Here is a 15,395-nt window from a genome sequence, read left to right on the forward strand (position 1 = left end):
GATCAGTCCGCCTGCATCACGGCGAGCTCATGCCCGTCGACATCGCGGAAATGAAAGCGCCGCCCGCCGGGAAAGGCGAAGATCGGCACCACGATCGTCCCGCCCGCCGCCTCGATCGCCGAGAGCGTCGCCTCCAGCGCCTCGACCCGGATGACGGGCAGCGGCGCCTTCACCTTTTCGGGTGAGGCGTCCAGCCCGACATCGGTATCCCCACTCATCGTCGCGGCATAGTCCGGCCCGAAATCGGTGAAGCGCCAGCCGAACGCCTCGGCATAGAAACGCTTCGCCGCCGCCCGGTCCCCGACCGGCAGTTCGAGATAGTCCAGACGCGCCATGACCGACCCCTTCGTTCTTGCTATGTTCCATTTCTTGCCCTAGTTTCGGGCGATGGGCAAGCGCGATATGGCCAGGCGGACTCCACGCGGTGCGACGGTCAACGCGACCAGCGCCCGTTTCGCCTTGCCGCAGGTCATGCCGGACGGCGACTGGCTCGACATGCAGGATCAGGTCGATGGCGCCCCGCCTCCCTTGCGGACCAGCGTGACCGTCGAGCGGCCGCGCACGATCCTGAGCCGCAACAGCTCGCCCGACGTGCCGTTCGACCGCTCGATCAATCCCTATCGCGGCTGCGAGCATGGCTGCATCTATTGCTTCGCGCGGCCCAGCCACGCCTATCACGACCTGTCGCCGGGACTGGATTTCGAAAGCCGGCTGTTCGCCAAGCCGAACGCGGCCGAATTGCTGCGCGGCGAACTGGCCAGGCCCGGCTACCGCGTCGCGCCGATCGCGCTGGGCACCAACACCGACCCCTATCAGCCGATCGAGGGCGAATGGCGGATCACGCGCGACATTCTGGGCGTGCTGGCCGAGACGAACCATCCGCTGGCGATCACGACCAAATCGGACCGCGTCGTGCGCGACATCGACATTCTGGCCCCGATGGCGGCCCGGGGGCTGGCGACGGTGTGCGTGTCGATCACCTCGCTCGACGCCAGGGTCGCGCGCACGGTCGAGCCCCGCGCGCCGACGCCCGAGCGGCGGCTGGCGGCGGTGGCGAAGCTGGCGGCGGCGGGCATCCCCACCTATGTCTCGATCGCGCCGGTCATCCCCGCGATCACCGATCACGAGATCGAGCATCTGATCGCCCGCGCTGCCGAGGCCGGGGCGCGCCATGCCTTCTTCATCCCCGTCCGGCTGCCGCACGAGGTCGCGCCCCTGTTCCGCGCGTGGCTGGACACGCATTTCCCCGAGCGCGCGGGCAAGGTGATGGCGATCATCCAGTCGTTGCGCGGGGGACGCGACAATGATCCCGATTTCTTCACCCGGATGCGCGGGCAAGGCCCCTGGGCGGAATTGCTGCGCGTCCGCTTCCACCGCGCCTGTCGGTTGCACGGCCTCAATCGCGACCGGCCGCCGCTCGACACCGGCCAGTTCCGTCCGCCGAGCGGCCCGCAGGGCGAGCTGTTCTGAGGATCATCCCGCTTTGCCCGCGCGTTGGGACCGGGAAGGAGAGCGACGATGATCCACGACCCCGAACAGACCCAGCCCGAACAGGTGCCCAACGAGGACGAGGCCGACAGCTCCGGCGGCGGCTATGGCAATCATGGCGAAGCGGGCGAAGAAGAGCAGGATCGCCGCGAGGTCGGCGGCTGAGGCTGATTGCGTCATCGCCCGAACACCGTCACCCCCGCTTGTGCCGGGGTGACGGTCCGAACTGCTAGGGCCGATCGACATTCAGCGATGCCTTTCCCCCCTCGCCCCTCGCAGAGGGGAGAGGGGAGAGGGGAGAGGGTTGCGCAGACTTGGTCTTTGCGAAAGCAAAGGCTTAGTCGGAGCTGGGTGAGGGGTGGGCGCTCGCGAAGCGAGCGCGCGAGCCTTTGGGCTCGCTCAACCCCTCACCCAAGCTGCGCTAGCCAGCAGGCTGGCAAGCTTCGCTAACCCTCTCCCCTGTCCAGGGGAGAGGGCAAGAAGCAGAAATACTGAATGTCGATCCGCCCTACCCTACCAACGCCAGCCGCGCTTCGGACGACTTCATCGCCACCGCGGTCACGCCCGGCAGGTCCTCGATATGGCTGGCCAGCTCGGCGTCGAGCAGGAAATTGCGCCCCAGCATCAGCAGCGTATCGCCGTCCGGCCCCGTGATCCGCGCCCGGACTTCGCCCCGGCCGTTGCGCAGCGGGTCGAGCATTGCGTGAAGCGCCTTGAACGCCGCCTTGTCCGCCACCGTCACCTCGACCACGAACTTCGCGGTGCTGGCGAGCCCGTCGAACGGCTGGACCCGCTTGATGCTGACACGCGGGGCCTCTTCGCCCGGACGGCGATCCAGTTCGACGGTGATGAGCGCGCAATCGCCCTCCTTGGCGGCCTTTTCCAGATCGCCCGCCACCGAATCGTCGAAACAGGTCGCCAGGAACTGCCCGGTCGCGTCGGATAGCTGCGCCATCATATAGCGCTTGCCCCGCGCCGAGGTCCGCCAGCGCGCATCCTCGACCAGCACCGCCATGGTCGTGCCGATCCGCGCGCCGTCGTCGGGGATGATCAGGTCGGTCAGCGAGGTATAGGTCCGCGCGCCGTGCATCTTGGCGATATGGGCATGGCGGTCGACCGGATGCGCCGAGAAATAGAAGCCGAACGCCTCCTTCTCCTGCTCCATCCGCTGCGACAGGCTCCAGCGGGTGCCGGTCGGCAGCTTGATCGCGTCGCCCGCCACCTCGGTCTCGCCGAACAACCCGCCCTGCCCGCTGGTCCGCCCCTCATGGGTGCGCGCGGCGATGGCGAGGACGGTTTCGGCGACCGAGTGGACGCCCGCACGGTTGACCTCGATCCCGTCGAACGCCCCTGCGGACGCCAGCGTCTCCAGCTGGCGCTTGTTCATCAGCCGCGGGTCGACCCGCTTGGCGAGCGCATCGAGCGAGGCGAAGGGGCCGCCCGCATTACGCTCGGCGACCAGCTTCTCCATCGCGCCTTCGCCCACCGATTTGAGCGCACCCAGCGCATAGCGGACGCCCAGGCCGTCCTCATGCGGCTCGACATCGAACTCGGCCTGGCTGGCGTTGATGCAGGGCGGCAGCATCGTCACGCCCATCCGCCGCGCATCGTCGACGAAGATCGCCAGCTTGTCGGTCAGCGCCATGTCGTAGCACATCGACGCGGCATAGAATTCGTGCGGGTGATGCGCCTTCAGCCACGCGGTCTGATAGGCGAGCAGCGCATAGGCCGCCGCGTGGCTCTTGTTGAAGCCGTACCCTGCGAACTTGTCGATCAAGTCAAACAGTTCATTGGCCTTTTGCGACGGGATGCCGTTCACCTCCTGGCATCCCTTGACGAAGATGGCGCGCTGCGCGTCCATCTCCGCCTTGACCTTCTTACCCATCGCGCGGCGGAGAAGATCCGCGCCGCCCAGCGAATAGCCCGCCAGGATCTGCGCGGCCTGCATCACCTGTTCCTGATAGACGAAGATGCCATAGGTCTCGGACAAGATCTGTTCGAGCAGGGGATGCGGGTAGACGATCTCCTCGGTCCCCTGCTTGCGGCGACCGAAGCTGGGGATATTGTCCATCGGACCCGGTCGATAGAGCGACACGAGCGCGATGATGTCGCCGAAATTGGTCGGGCGTACGGCGGACAGGGTGCGCCGCATGCCTTCCGATTCCAGCTGGAACACGCCGACCGTGTCGCCCTTCTGGAGCAGGGCGTAGGTCGCCTCGTCGTCCCAGGCCAAGGCCCCGAGATCGACCTCGACCCCGCGCTTGGCGAGCAGTTGCACCGCTTTTTGCAGCACCGACAGCGTCTTGAGGCCGAGGAAGTCGAACTTGACCAGCCCCGCGCCCTCGACGAACTTCATGTCGAACTGCGTGACCGGCATGTCCGAGCGCGGGTCGCGATAGAGCGGCACCAGCTGCGCCAGCGGCCGGTCGCCGATCACCACACCAGCGGCGTGGGTCGAGCTGTGGCGCGGCAGCCCCTCCAGCTTGGTCGCCAGGTCGAGCAACCGGCGGACCTGGTTGTCGTTGGCATATTCCTTCGCCAACTCCGGCACGCCGTTCAGCGCGCGCTTCAGGTCCCAAGGGTCGGTCGGGTGGTTGGGGACCAGCTTGGCGAGGCGGTCGACCTGGCCATAGCTCATCTGGAGCACGCGGCCGGTGTCCTTGAGCACCGCGCGCGCCTTCAGCTTACCGAAGGTGATGATCTGCGCGACCTGGTCGCGGCCATATTTCTCCTGGACGTAGCGGATGACCTCGCCACGCCGGGTTTCGCAAAAGTCGATGTCGAAGTCGGGCATCGACACGCGTTCCGGGTTCAGGAAGCGCTCGAACAGCAGGCCCAGCTTCAGCGGATCGAGGTCGGTGATGGTCAGCGCCCAGGCGACCACCGAGCCAGCGCCCGAACCACGGCCCGGCCCCACGGGAATGTCGTGGTCCTTGGCCCATTTGATGAAGTCGGCGACGATCAGGAAATATCCGGGGAAGCCCATCTGGATGATGATGTCGACCTCGAACTTGAGCCGTTCGTGATAGGCCTCGCGCCAGCCGGGTTCGCCCTCGCCCTCCAGCTCGGCGATACGGTCGAGCCGCGCCTCCAGACCCGCCGTGGCGTCGCGGCGGAGCATCGCCGCCTCGCCCTCGCGGTCGCCCGCCAGGCTGGGGAGGATCGGTTTGCGCCACGGCGCCATCACGGCGCAGCGCTGTGCGACGACCAGCGTGTTGTCGATCGCTTCGGGCAGGTCGGCGAAGAGCTGCTTCATCACCTCGGCGGGCTTCAGCCAGGCCTCGGGGCTGCTCTTGGGGCGGTCGTCCATTTCGACATAGGTCGAATTGGCGATGCACAGCATGGCGTCATGCGCATCGCGGAAGCCGCTATCGGCAAAGCAGCAGGGATTGGTCGCGACCAGCGGCAGGTCGCGGTCATAGGCCAGGTCGATCAGATCCTGCTCGGCCGCGATCTCGACGGGATCGTCCCGCCGCGCCAGTTCGATATAGAGCCGGTCGCCGAAGATCGCCTGGAGCCGGTCGGCATAGGCCTTGGCGCGGTCCGGCTGACCTTCGGCGAACAGCCGCGCGATGCCGCCCTCCCCGGCGGCGGTCAGCGCGATCAGGCCGGTGCTGAACTTCTCCAGCGTGTCGAAGCCGACATGCGCCGCCAGTTCGATCGGCCGGTCGAGATGCGCCGCCGATACCAGCGCGCACAGATTGTCATAGCCGGTCATGTCCTGCGCATAGAGCGCGATCCAGTCGACCACCGCGCCGACATTGTCGGGCATGTCCGGCCGCGCCAGGCCCAGCATCGTGCCGATCACCGGCTGTACCCCGGCCTTCTTGGCGGCGTCCGAAAAGGCCATCGCGGCATAGAGGCCGTTGCGATCGGTCAGCCCGGCGGCGGGAAAGGCGTTCGCCTTGGCCTGCGCCGCAATCGCCTTGGGATCGATCGCGCCGTCGAGCATCGTGAAGGAGGAAAAGATGCGAAGCGGCACATATCCGGAATGCATCACGCACCCTTACGCCAAGCGACATGATTCGACCAGTACGGAACCCCGGCCAAAGGGAGTCGTTACGCCGACAGAATATCCTGATCTCGCTCAAGGACGTGATGATGACCGATACGGACCGTTCTTTTGCCGCCTCGCTTCGGCCCGGTGCCGGATGGGGCTGGATCCTGGCTTACGGCATCCTGTCGGCCTTGCTGGGTCTGGCGGCGTTCCTGTTCCCGGTGCCCGCCACCTTCGCCGCGACGCTGGTGATCGGCGCGTTCCTCATCGCCTCGGGGCTGGTGTCGATCGGTGCCGGTATCTTCGGCAAGGGGCATGAAGGACGCGGCTATGCGATCGGATTCGGGATCGTGTCGCTGATCATCGGGCTGATCATGGCGTTCGAGCCCGCGACCGGAGCCATTTCGATCACGCTGCTGATCGCGGCGTGGCTGGCGCTGCGCGGCGTGCTGGAAATCGGGCTTGGCGCGCGGATGCGGCGGCGGCGCGGCTGGATGATCGCGCTGGGCGTGCTGAACATCATCCTGGCGCTGTTCGTGCTGGCGACGCTGCCGTGGAGCGCGATGACGTTGCCGGGCTATATTCTGGGGCTCAGCTTCCTGTTCGGCGGGATCACCTCCATCGCCTCGGCACTGGATCACAAGAAGGGGGCGAGTGCGTTTTCGCTTTGAGGCCCTTGGCCTTCGACTTCGCTCAGGCCGGACGGCCGTTCGGACCAACCTCCGTTCACGCTGAGCGAAGTCGAGGCGGACGCCCGGACATCTGCCAAACGGCGCTACTTGCTCCCCGGCCTCAGGCCGAACGGGGGTCGGGTTCAAGCCCCAGCAACCGTGAGACCTAGAGGAGCCCCTCAATGTCGCGCGCCAGATTCTCCGGCTTGGTGGTCGGGGCATAGCGGCCGACCACCTTGCTCGAACGATCCACCAGGAACTTGGTGAAGTTCCACTTGATCGCCTTGGTCCCCAGCAACCCCGGCGCTTCGCGCTTCAGCCACCCGAACAACGGATCGGCGCCGTCGCCATTGACCTCGACCTTCGCCATCACCGGGAAGGTCACGTCATAGGTCAGCGAACAGAAATTCGCGATCTCCGCCGCGTCGCCCGGCTCCTGCGCGCCGAACTGGTTGCAGGGAAAGCCCAACACCGTCAGCCCCTGCGCCGCATAGCGGCGATGCAGCGCCTCCAGCCCTTCATATTGCGGGGTGAAGCCGCACTTGGACGCGGTGTTGACCACCAGCAGCACGCGCCCGGCATAGGCCGCCATGGCGACCGGCGTGCCATCCGCCGCCCGGATGGTGAAATCGCCGATCCCGCTCATCGATGCTTCCCCAGCAGATAGTCCAGATTGGCGCGCACGCCGGGCCATTCGCGGTCGATGATCGAATAGACCACGCTGTCGCGGATGCGTCCGTCCGCCATGACCTGATGCCCGCGCAGCACGCCGTCCTTCTTGGCGCCCAGCCGCTCGATCGCCGCCTGGCTACGCTTGTTGAGCGAATCGGTACGGATCTGGATCGCCTGACACTCCATCACCTCAAAGGCATGGGCCAGCAGCATCCGCTTCGCCTCGGTATTGACGCCGGTCCGCTGGACGCGCGTCGCGTAGAAGGTGCCGCCGATCTCCAGCCGCCGATGCTGCGGCGCCATCCGCATATAGCGGGTCGTGCCGACCACCGCGCCGTCCGGCGTCTCGACCGTGAAGAGCAGCGCACGGCCCACGTCGCGCTCCTTGAGCGCCGCCGCCAGCCAGCGCTCGGGCGTCTTCATCATCGAGACATTGGCGTAGAAGATGTTCCAGAGCTCGCCCTCGCGCGCGGCCTCGACCAGCGCGGGCAGATCGGCCTCGACGAAGGGGCGCAAGCGAACGTGGCGGCCGGTCAGCGTCGGCGTCTCGGTCCAGGCGCTCATTGCAGGCGGCCTTCGTGGAGGCGGACCACCCGGTCCATCTTCAGCGCCAGCCGCTCGTTATGCGTCGCGACCAACGCCGCCGAGCCCTCGCCGCGCACCAGCCGCAGGAACTCGGCCAGCACGACCTCGGAGGTGTGCTCGTCCAGATTGCCGGTCGGCTCGTCGGCCAGCACCAGCGGCGGCTGGTTGGCGAGCGCACGGGCGACCGCGACGCGCTGCTGCTCGCCGCCGGACAGCTGGCTCGGCCGGTGGGTCAGCCGGTGTCCGAGGCCGAGTGCGGTCAGCAACCCCCTGGCCCGCGTATCGGCCGCGGCGGGCAGCTTGCCCTGCACCAGTTGCGGCAGGACGACATTCTCGATCGCGTTGAAGTCGGGCAGCAGGTGATGAAACTGATAGACGAAGCCCAGATAATCGCGCCGCGCGATGGTGCGGCCGTGCGAGTCGAGCTTCGACACCTCCTCGCCCGCGATCCGGATCGAGCCGGAGAAACCGCCCTCCAGCAAACCGACAGCCTGAAGCAGCGTCGACTTGCCCGAGCCCGAGGGGCCCAAAAGCGCCACGATCTCACCCGGCGCGACGGCCAGGTCGACACCGCGCAGCACCTCGATCGTCTGCCCGCCCTGGGTGAAGCTGCGCGAGAGCCCGCGCGTCTCCAGCACCGGTTCGGCGGTGCGGGGGGCGACGGCATCGCCCATGCGGATGATCGGATCATTCATAACGCAGCACCTGCACCGGGTCCGTGCTCGCCGCCTTCCAGGCGGGGTAGAGCGTGGCGAGGAAGGAGAAGACCAGCGCCATCGACGCGATCACGATGATCTCCACGGGGTCGGTCTTGGACGGCAGCTCGGTCAGATAGCGGATCGAGGGGTCCCACAGATTCTGCCCCGTCACGAACTGGACGAAGTTCACGACACCCTGGCGATAGAACAGGAACACCGCGCCCAGCGCCAGCCCCGCGACTGTGCCCAGCGCGCCGATCGTCGTGCCCACCGTCATGAAGATGCGCATCAGCCCGCCCCGCGTCGCGCCCATCGTGCGCAGGATGGCGATGTCGCGCGTCTTGGCGCGGACCAGCATGATCAGCGAGGACAGGATGTTGAACACCGCGACCAGGATGATGATCGACAGCACGGTGAACATCGCCACCCGCTCGACCGCCAGCGCCTCGAACAGCTGCGCGTTCATCGTCCGCCAGTCGGCGATGACGGCGCGACCGCCCAGCTTGTCGGCGAGCGGTGCCAGGATCTGGCCCACCCGGTCGGCGTCCACCGTCTGGATCTCGACCATGCCGACCGTGTCGCCCATCAGGAGCAGCGTCTGCGCATCCTCGATCGGCATGATGACATAGGCCTTGTCATAGTCGTACACCCCGATCTCGAAGATCGCGCCGACCGTATAGCTGACGATGCGCGGCACGGTGCCGAAGGGGGTGGTCTGCCCCTGAGGGCTGATCAGCGAAATCTCCGAGCCGACCTGCGCGCCCAGCGCCTCCGCCAGCCGGCTGCCGATCGCGATGCGGCCGCTGCCCGGCGTGATGCTGTTCAGATTGCCCATGATGATCTTGGAGCGGATCGCCGAATTGCCCCGGATGTCCTGCACCCGCATGCCGCGCACCAGCACCGCCTCGACCCGGCCGTTATAGCTGGACATCAGCGGCTGCTCGATCATCGGCACCGCGCTGGTCACGCCCGGCGTCGCTTTGGCCTCGCGCACGATGTCGCGCCAGTCGGGCAGGCGCCCGCCCACCCCCTGCACCACCGCATGGCCGTTCAGCCCGACGATCTTGTCGAACAGTTCGGCGCGAAAGCCGTTCATCACGCTCATGACGATGACGAGCGCGGCGACGCCCAGCATGACCGCGACCAGGCTGATCGAGGCGACGAGGAAGATGAACGCCTCTCCCTTGCCCGGCAGCAGATAGCGCCGGGCGATCATCCGTTCATAGCGTGACAGGATCATTGATGTCCGATCGATCCGTGGAGAAACTGATAAGCCCAGCGGCTGTACGGGCGGCGTCCGGCGGTGGCAATGCCGCGCCCGGTTCCGGCGGCCAAACGGCCGACTCGCCGCATTGTTGCGCGACGGCCACACAAGCCCCGCAATCGTAGCATCGATGCCGCAAGAGGGATGACAAGCCCCGCCATCCTAACGTACCACAATCTCACTGAGACACAGGCAGCAACGGCCGTGGTTCGGGGATTGCTCCAACGCTCACCCAAAGAGGTTGATGCGGGAGCGGGAAAAGGGGGCTGACGAGCGATCGTCACGCAGGCGCCCGGATCGGAAACGGTCCGGGCGTTTGTCATTAGGGCCTCGTCGCGCATCGCTCCATCGAAAAGCCGCCGGAACCGGCTGAGAAACGGGGAGCTTCCAAACTCCGTTTCCAGATGCCGGCCCGGCGCCCGTTCACGGGACTGTGGCTATACCAGATCAAGATGAACCGAATGTGGACGAATCCTGTGATTCGTCCCCTTCGATCCTCCCCACCTCCAATGGGGAGGAATGGGTCAGAACGACTTGGAAATGGTGAACCCATATGTGCGCGGATCGCCCGGCTGGCCGACGATCAGCCCGGTCGAACCCGACTGGGTCGCCAACAGCTCGTAATAATTGTGATCGAATAGGTTGCGGACCCAGACGAACGCGTTCCAGCTGCCCGGCGCCTTGAACCCCGCCCGCACATTGGACAGGCTATATCCGTTGATGTCGGTATAGGCCGAGCGCGACGGGTTGGACGAGAATTTCGACCGATAGCTGCCGTCATAGCCGAGATAGAATTGCCCCTCGGTCCCCGCCACGGTCGCGGGCAGGTCATATTCCGCACCGTAGGAAAAGGCCCAGCGCGACACGCCCGGCAACCACTGGCCCGAAATGTTGCAATAGGGCAGCGAGTTGCCCGGCGTCCCCGCCGCCGCCGGCGTGCCGACGATCTGGCCGTTGACCACCGGCAGCGCGGTGCCGCCCGACAGCTCGGGCGGGCATGGCGCGTTGGTGAAGCGGGTATAGCGCGCATCGGTGAAGGCGCCGTTGGCATAGACGTTGAACCGTTCGGTCGGGCGGAAGGCCGAATCGATCTCGATCCCCCGCGTCCGCACGCGCCCGGCATTCGCCAGATAGCCACGCAGGACGTTGACTTGAAGATTGTTCACCGTCGCCTGATAATCGCCGATCTCGGTCCAGAAACCGGCAATGTTCACGGTCGCGCGGCGGTCGGCGAACTGGGTCTTCAGCCCCAGCTCGAAATGATTGACCTTTTCCGGCTTCACCGTCTGGGTGGCCAGGATCGGGTTGTTCTGCGCATCCAGCGGCAGGCCCGACAGATTGATGCCCCCCGACTTATAGCTTCGCGCATAGGTCGCGTAATAATGGACATTGGGGTTGAATTCATAGGCGATGGTCAGATCGCCCGACAGGTTCCAGTTGGTGAAGGACGGCGTGTAATTCTGCGGCGCCAGCACGCCGCGCTGGTCGCTGGTCAGGCTGGTCGAGCCCGCGCCATTGGTGACGACCGAGACATAGGAGCCGTCCTTGCGGTCGTAATTGAGCCGCAGGCCCGGCGACACAGACAGGCGGTCGTCGACATGCCAGGTCAGTTTGCCGAACAGCGCCGCCGAGGTGTTGGTGAAGCCGATCGTGTTGCGCGCGGTCAGCCCATTCAGCGTCGCGGGGTTACGCCCGGCGGAGCCGGTCGGATTGAGCAGGAAGGCACTCGCCGCCGGGCCCTGCACCTGCAAACCCTGCGTGTCGATCGACTGCCAGAAATAAAAGGCGCCCAGCACATAATCGAGCGTCCGCTTGCCGTTGGAGGCGATGCGGATTTCCTGCGTCACCTGGCTCTGCTGCGACGGATTGGCCGAGACGGTGGTGATGGGCAGGCCGATGAAGTCGCGGTCGTTGGACGGGTCCCAGTGCCAGAAGCGCCACGCCGACACGCTGGTCAGCGTCGCCTCCCCCACATCCCAGTTGGCGACCAGCGACAGCCCGCCCAGTTCCTGTTTGGCGCGCAGATCGGTGTCGACATCGGTCAGCCGGTCGAAGGCGTTGGTCGACGGCACGCTATAGCCCTGCGCGGCGGCCAGCGCCGGATATTGGCGATTGAGCGGACGCTGGGTCGCGCCCACCCGCGCATAATATTGGACGCAGCAATTGGGGTTCTGCCGCGCATAATCGCCCGACAGGGTCAGGTCGAGCGTGGGCGTGGCATGCCACAGGAACTGGCTGCGCAGCGACAGATTGTCCTGGCTGTTCTGCCACTCCTGCTGGCGGGTGTTCCAGACGGTGCCGCGCCGCGTGGTGATCGAGGTCGACAGCCGCACCGCCACCTTGTCGTCGACCAGCGGGCCGGACACCGACGCCTTGCCCTGGAAGAAGTCGTAATTGCCGCCGCTCAGCTCGACCCGCGCCTCGGGCGTGAAGCTGGGCGGGCGGGTGATGATGTTGATCGCGCCCGCCGTGGTGTTCTTGCCATAAAGCGTGCCCTGCGGCCCGCGCAGCACCTCGATCCGCTCGGTATCGGTGAAGTCGAACGTCGCCGAGGCGATGCGGCTGTAATAGACCTGGTCGACATAGATGCCGACGCCCTGCTCGATCCCGTCATTGGTCAGCCCGAACGGCGCGCCGAGCCCGCGGATATTAGCAGCCGAGTTGCGCGGATTGGTCGAATAGAATTGCAGCGTCGGCTGGATCTGGGTCAGCCGGTTGACATTATAGGTGCCCGTCTCCGCCAGCGCGGTGCCGCCGATCACCGACATGGCGATGGGGACCGACTGGATCGTCTCGGCGCGACGGCGCGCGGTGACGACGACGTCGCCCCCGCCCTGTTGCGCGGTGCCCAGCCGCCCTTCTTCGCGCCCCGACCGGGCGGCGGGCCTCGGGCGGCGTGGCGGTCTGTGGATCGGACGTGGCCGCCACCGTCTGGGCAGCAAGCATGAGTGCCAGGGTCAAGGACATGGAAGCTCCCCTTTTGATTTCACCTCCTATTCACACATCGATTTACTGGGCATTCAAGCGCGGACCGGCTTGGGCTGCTGGAAGATTTGCTTCTCGATCCGTAGGGGCTCTTGAAGGATAAAAGACACGAACCATATCGGTTCGCGTGCGGTGCCGCTGACGGGCCGCACGGAGCGGCCTTGCCCGTCCGGACGACGGGTGGGCCGATCCTCTTCAATTCGCTTCTGATGGAGGTTTTGACATGCGTATCGACCTGACCCCGTATCGCCGTTCGACCATCGGTTTCGACCGGCTGTTCGATCTGCTGGAGGCCAATTCGCGCGGCGCTTCGGCGGAGAATTATCCCCCCTTCAATCTCGAGCGTCTGGCCGAGGACCGTTACCGCATCACCCTGGCGGTGGCCGGTTTCGCCCGCGACGAGATCGAGATCACCGCGCAGCAGAACATGCTGCTCGTCACCGGCAAGAAGGATGACAAGGCGACCGCGCCCAACTTCCTGCATGTCGGCATCGCCAATCGCTCGTTCGAGCGGCGCTTCGAGTTGGCGGACTTCGTGTTCGTCGAGGATGCGCGCCTGAACGACGGCCTGCTCGTCATCGACCTCGTCCGCGAGGTGCCCGAGGCGATGAAGCCCAAGACGATCGCGATCAAGACGGGCCAGCCGCTGGCGGCGGTCGAACATCACGCCGAAGAGGCCGACGCGGCCAAGGCGGCGTAACTAGGCTCGACGTCTTTCCCTCCCTGAAGGCGTCGCGGGGCGTCCGGACCGACGGGTCCGGGCGCCTTTTGGTTTTTCTGCGGGCTCCGTTCGGGCTGGGCGAGGTCGAGGTCTGTGCGCCGTCATCCGCCAGGTGGACAGGTTTTCCCTTGGCCTTCGACTACGCTCAGGCTGAACGGAGGGTGGGCGAGCGGCAAGGACTGTCGCTTCGAACGCCTTCCCCAAATCCCAAACCCGTTCGGGCTGAGCGTAGTCGAAGCCTACGCCCCGTCATCCGCCAAGTGGGCAGGCTTCCCCCTTGGCCTTCGACTACGCTCAGGCTGAACGGAGGGTGGGCGGGCGGCAGGGGCTGTCGCTTTGGACGCCTTTCCCGAAACCCCACACCCGTTCAGGCTGAACGGAGGGTGGGCGGGTGGCAAGGACTGTCGCTTCGAACGCCTTCCCCAAATCCCACACCCGTTCAGGCTGAGCGTAGTCGAAGCCCACGCCCAGCCATCCGCCAGGTGGACAGCGTCTCCCTCGCCCAACCCGAACGAAGCAAAAAATCACTCCAAAAGAAAAACCCCGCCTCCCTCTGGAGGCGGGGTCATCAAAATCACACCAACCGGCTCTGCTTCACCGCCGCTTCAACGAAGCTGGCGAACAGGGGATGCGGGTCGAAGGGTTTCGATTTGAGTTCCGGGTGGAACTGCACGCCGACGAAACCATGGATGATCGGGCCGCTCGACGATCTCGGGGAGCGTGCCGTCCGGCGACATGCCACTGAACACCAGCCCGCCCTTTTCCAGCGCTTCCTTATAGGCGGTGTTCACCTCGTAACGGTGACGATGCCGCTCGGAAATATCCTCGCTGCCATAGATGGAGGCGACGACGCTGTTGCCCGCCAGCTTCGCCTGATAGGCGCCCAGCCGCATCGTACCGCCCAGGTCGCCACTGGCCTCGCGCTTCTCCAGGCCGTCACGGCCCATCCATTCGGTGATCAGGCCGACCACCGGCTCCGAGGTCGGGCCGAACTCGGTCGAGGAGGCGTCCGTGATGCCCGCCAGATCGCGCGCGCCCTCGACACAGGCCATCTGCATGCCGAAGCAGATGCCGAAATAGGGCACGCGGCGTTCCCGCGCGAACCGGACCGCCGCGATCTTGCCCGCCGCGCCACGCTCGCCGAACGCGCCGGGGACGAGGATGGCGTGGCAGGGTTCGAGCTGCTGCGCGATCTCGCTCTCGTCGCCCTCGAACAGCTCGGCGTCGATCCAGCGGATATGGACCTTCACCTTGTTGGCGATGCCGCCATGCACCAGCGCCTCGTTGAGCGACTTGTACGCATCCTGCAGGCCGACATATTTGCCGACCACGCCGATCGTGACCTCGCCCTCGGGATTGGTCAGGCGATCGACGATCTCGGTCCAGCGCGACAGGTCGGGCGCGCCCTCCGGCTCGATCCCGAAGGCGCGCAGCACCTCCGAATCGAGGCCCTCGGCATGGTACTGAAGCGGCACCGCATAGATGCTCGCGGCGTCCAGCGCCGGAATAACCGCCGAGGGCGGTACGTTGCAGAACAGGCCGATCTTGGCGCGGTCCGAGGCGGGCAGCGGATGCTCGCAGCGGCAGACCAGCACGTCGGGGGCCACGCCCAGCGCCGCGATCTCGCGCACCGAATGCTGGGTCGGCTTGGTCTTCAGCTCGCCCGCCGCCGCGATATACGGCACCAGCGTCACGTGGATGCTGATCGACTTGCCACGGCCCAGCTCGTTCTTGAGCTGGCGGATCGCCTCGATGAAGGGCAGCGACTCGATATCGCCGACCGTGCCGCCGATCTCGCACAGCACGAAGTCGAGATCCTCGCCATTCTCGTCGACCGTATCGGCCTTGGCGAACGCCTTGATCGCGTCGGTGACGTGCGGGATCACCTGGACGGTCGCGCCCAGATAGTCGCCGCGCCGCTCGCGCTCGATGATCGTCTTGTAGATGCGGCCCGAGGTGACGTTGTCCGACTGGCGCGAGGCCACGCCGGTGAAGCGTTCATAGTGGCCGAGGTCGAGGTCGGTCTCCGCCCCGTCGTCGGTCACATAGACCTCACCATGCTGATACGGGCTCATCGTGCCCGGATCGACGTTGAGATAGGGATCGAACTTGCGGATGCGCACGCGGTAACCGCGTGCCTGCAGAAGAGCCGCAAGAGAGGCCGCCATGAGGCCCTTGCCGAGCGACGAAACCACGCCGCCGGTGATGAAGATATACCGCGCCATGGGAAGAATCGCCTAGCTTGGATGGGGTGGATACGACAACAGCAAAGATGCGCGCCGCCGGAAATTATCGGCGGCGCGTTGGCCTATGC

Annotated in this window: 11 protein-coding genes and 1 pseudogene; 4 read left to right on the plus strand and 8 right to left on the minus strand. The window is 66.1% G+C overall.

What is annotated here, in order from left to right; all coding sequences use genetic code 11:
- Nucleotides 1–2 precede the first annotated feature (2 nt).
- Nucleotides 3–335, minus strand: a complete 333-nt coding sequence (locus QE363_RS13735; protein WP_309696125.1) for a VOC family protein — start codon at nt 333–335, stop codon at nt 3–5.
- Nucleotides 336–402: 67 nt separating this feature from the next.
- On the opposite strand from QE363_RS13735, the gene QE363_RS13740 reads away from it, so the two are divergent.
- Together QE363_RS13740 and QE363_RS13745 are read left to right on the plus strand one after the other, a co-directional pair.
- Nucleotides 403–1,470, plus strand: coding sequence for a PA0069 family radical SAM protein (locus QE363_RS13740; RefSeq protein ID WP_309696128.1), 1,068 nt, complete (start codon nt 403–405; stop codon nt 1,468–1,470).
- Between the two features lie 48 nt (nt 1,471–1,518).
- Nucleotides 1,519–1,653, plus strand: a complete 135-nt coding sequence (locus tag QE363_RS13745) for a hypothetical protein (protein ID WP_309696130.1) — start codon at nt 1,519–1,521, stop codon at nt 1,651–1,653.
- 343 nt (nt 1,654–1,996) lie between these two features.
- On the opposite strand, the gene dnaE is transcribed toward QE363_RS13745, so the two are convergent.
- On the minus strand, nt 1,997–5,488 hold the full coding sequence (gene dnaE, locus QE363_RS13750; protein ID WP_309696132.1) for a DNA polymerase III subunit alpha: 3,492 nt from the start codon (nt 5,486–5,488) through the stop codon (nt 1,997–1,999).
- A gap of 98 nt (nt 5,489–5,586) precedes the next feature.
- Here dnaE and QE363_RS13755 point away from each other — a divergent pair, with 98 nt between their 5' ends.
- A complete protein-coding gene (locus QE363_RS13755) occupies nt 5,587–6,156 on the plus strand; it encodes a DUF308 domain-containing protein (protein ID WP_309696134.1) in 570 nt (189 codons plus the stop codon).
- Nucleotides 6,157–6,322: 166 nt separating this feature from the next.
- On the opposite strand, the gene QE363_RS13760 is transcribed toward QE363_RS13755, so the two are convergent.
- From QE363_RS13760 to QE363_RS13780, 5 genes are all read right to left on the minus strand, one after another.
- The gene (locus QE363_RS13760) at nt 6,323–6,802 is read right to left on the minus strand and encodes a glutathione peroxidase (RefSeq protein ID WP_309696136.1); all 480 of its coding nucleotides are present in this window, start codon (nt 6,800–6,802) and stop codon (nt 6,323–6,325) included.
- Nucleotides 6,799–7,392, minus strand: coding sequence for a GNAT family protein (locus QE363_RS13765; RefSeq protein WP_309696138.1), 594 nt, complete (start codon nt 7,390–7,392; stop codon nt 6,799–6,801). The genes QE363_RS13760 and QE363_RS13765 overlap by 4 nt, the downstream gene beginning before the upstream one ends.
- Nucleotides 7,389–8,087 carry an ABC transporter ATP-binding protein gene (locus tag QE363_RS13770; protein WP_309698202.1) on the minus strand — a complete coding sequence of 233 codons (699 nt, stop codon included), beginning with the start codon at nt 8,085–8,087 and terminating at the stop codon, nt 7,389–7,391. The genes QE363_RS13765 and QE363_RS13770 overlap by 4 nt, the downstream gene beginning before the upstream one ends.
- Before the next feature lie 13 nt (nt 8,088–8,100).
- Complete coding sequence (locus QE363_RS13775) at nt 8,101–9,351, minus strand: lipoprotein-releasing ABC transporter permease subunit (RefSeq protein ID WP_309696140.1); 1,251 nt, start codon at nt 9,349–9,351, stop codon at nt 8,101–8,103.
- Nucleotides 9,352–9,899: 548 nt separating this feature from the next.
- Nucleotides 9,900–12,317, minus strand: coding sequence for a TonB-dependent receptor (locus QE363_RS13780; RefSeq protein WP_309696141.1), 2,418 nt, complete (start codon nt 12,315–12,317; stop codon nt 9,900–9,902).
- Between the two features lie 266 nt (nt 12,318–12,583).
- Between QE363_RS13780 and QE363_RS13785 the strand changes: the two genes are divergently transcribed.
- Complete coding sequence (locus QE363_RS13785) at nt 12,584–13,060, plus strand: Hsp20 family protein (protein ID WP_309696143.1); 477 nt, start codon at nt 12,584–12,586, stop codon at nt 13,058–13,060.
- Nucleotides 13,061–13,655: 595 nt separating this feature from the next.
- Here the strand turns inward: QE363_RS13785 and QE363_RS13790 are convergent.
- Nucleotides 13,656–15,306 (minus strand): annotated as a pseudogene (locus QE363_RS13790) (CTP synthase).
- Nucleotides 15,307–15,395: the final 89 nt, after the last annotated feature.

The organism is Sphingomonas sp. SORGH_AS_0870 (assembly GCF_031453175.1).
Classification (GTDB): domain Bacteria; phylum Pseudomonadota; class Alphaproteobacteria; order Sphingomonadales; family Sphingomonadaceae; genus Sphingomonas.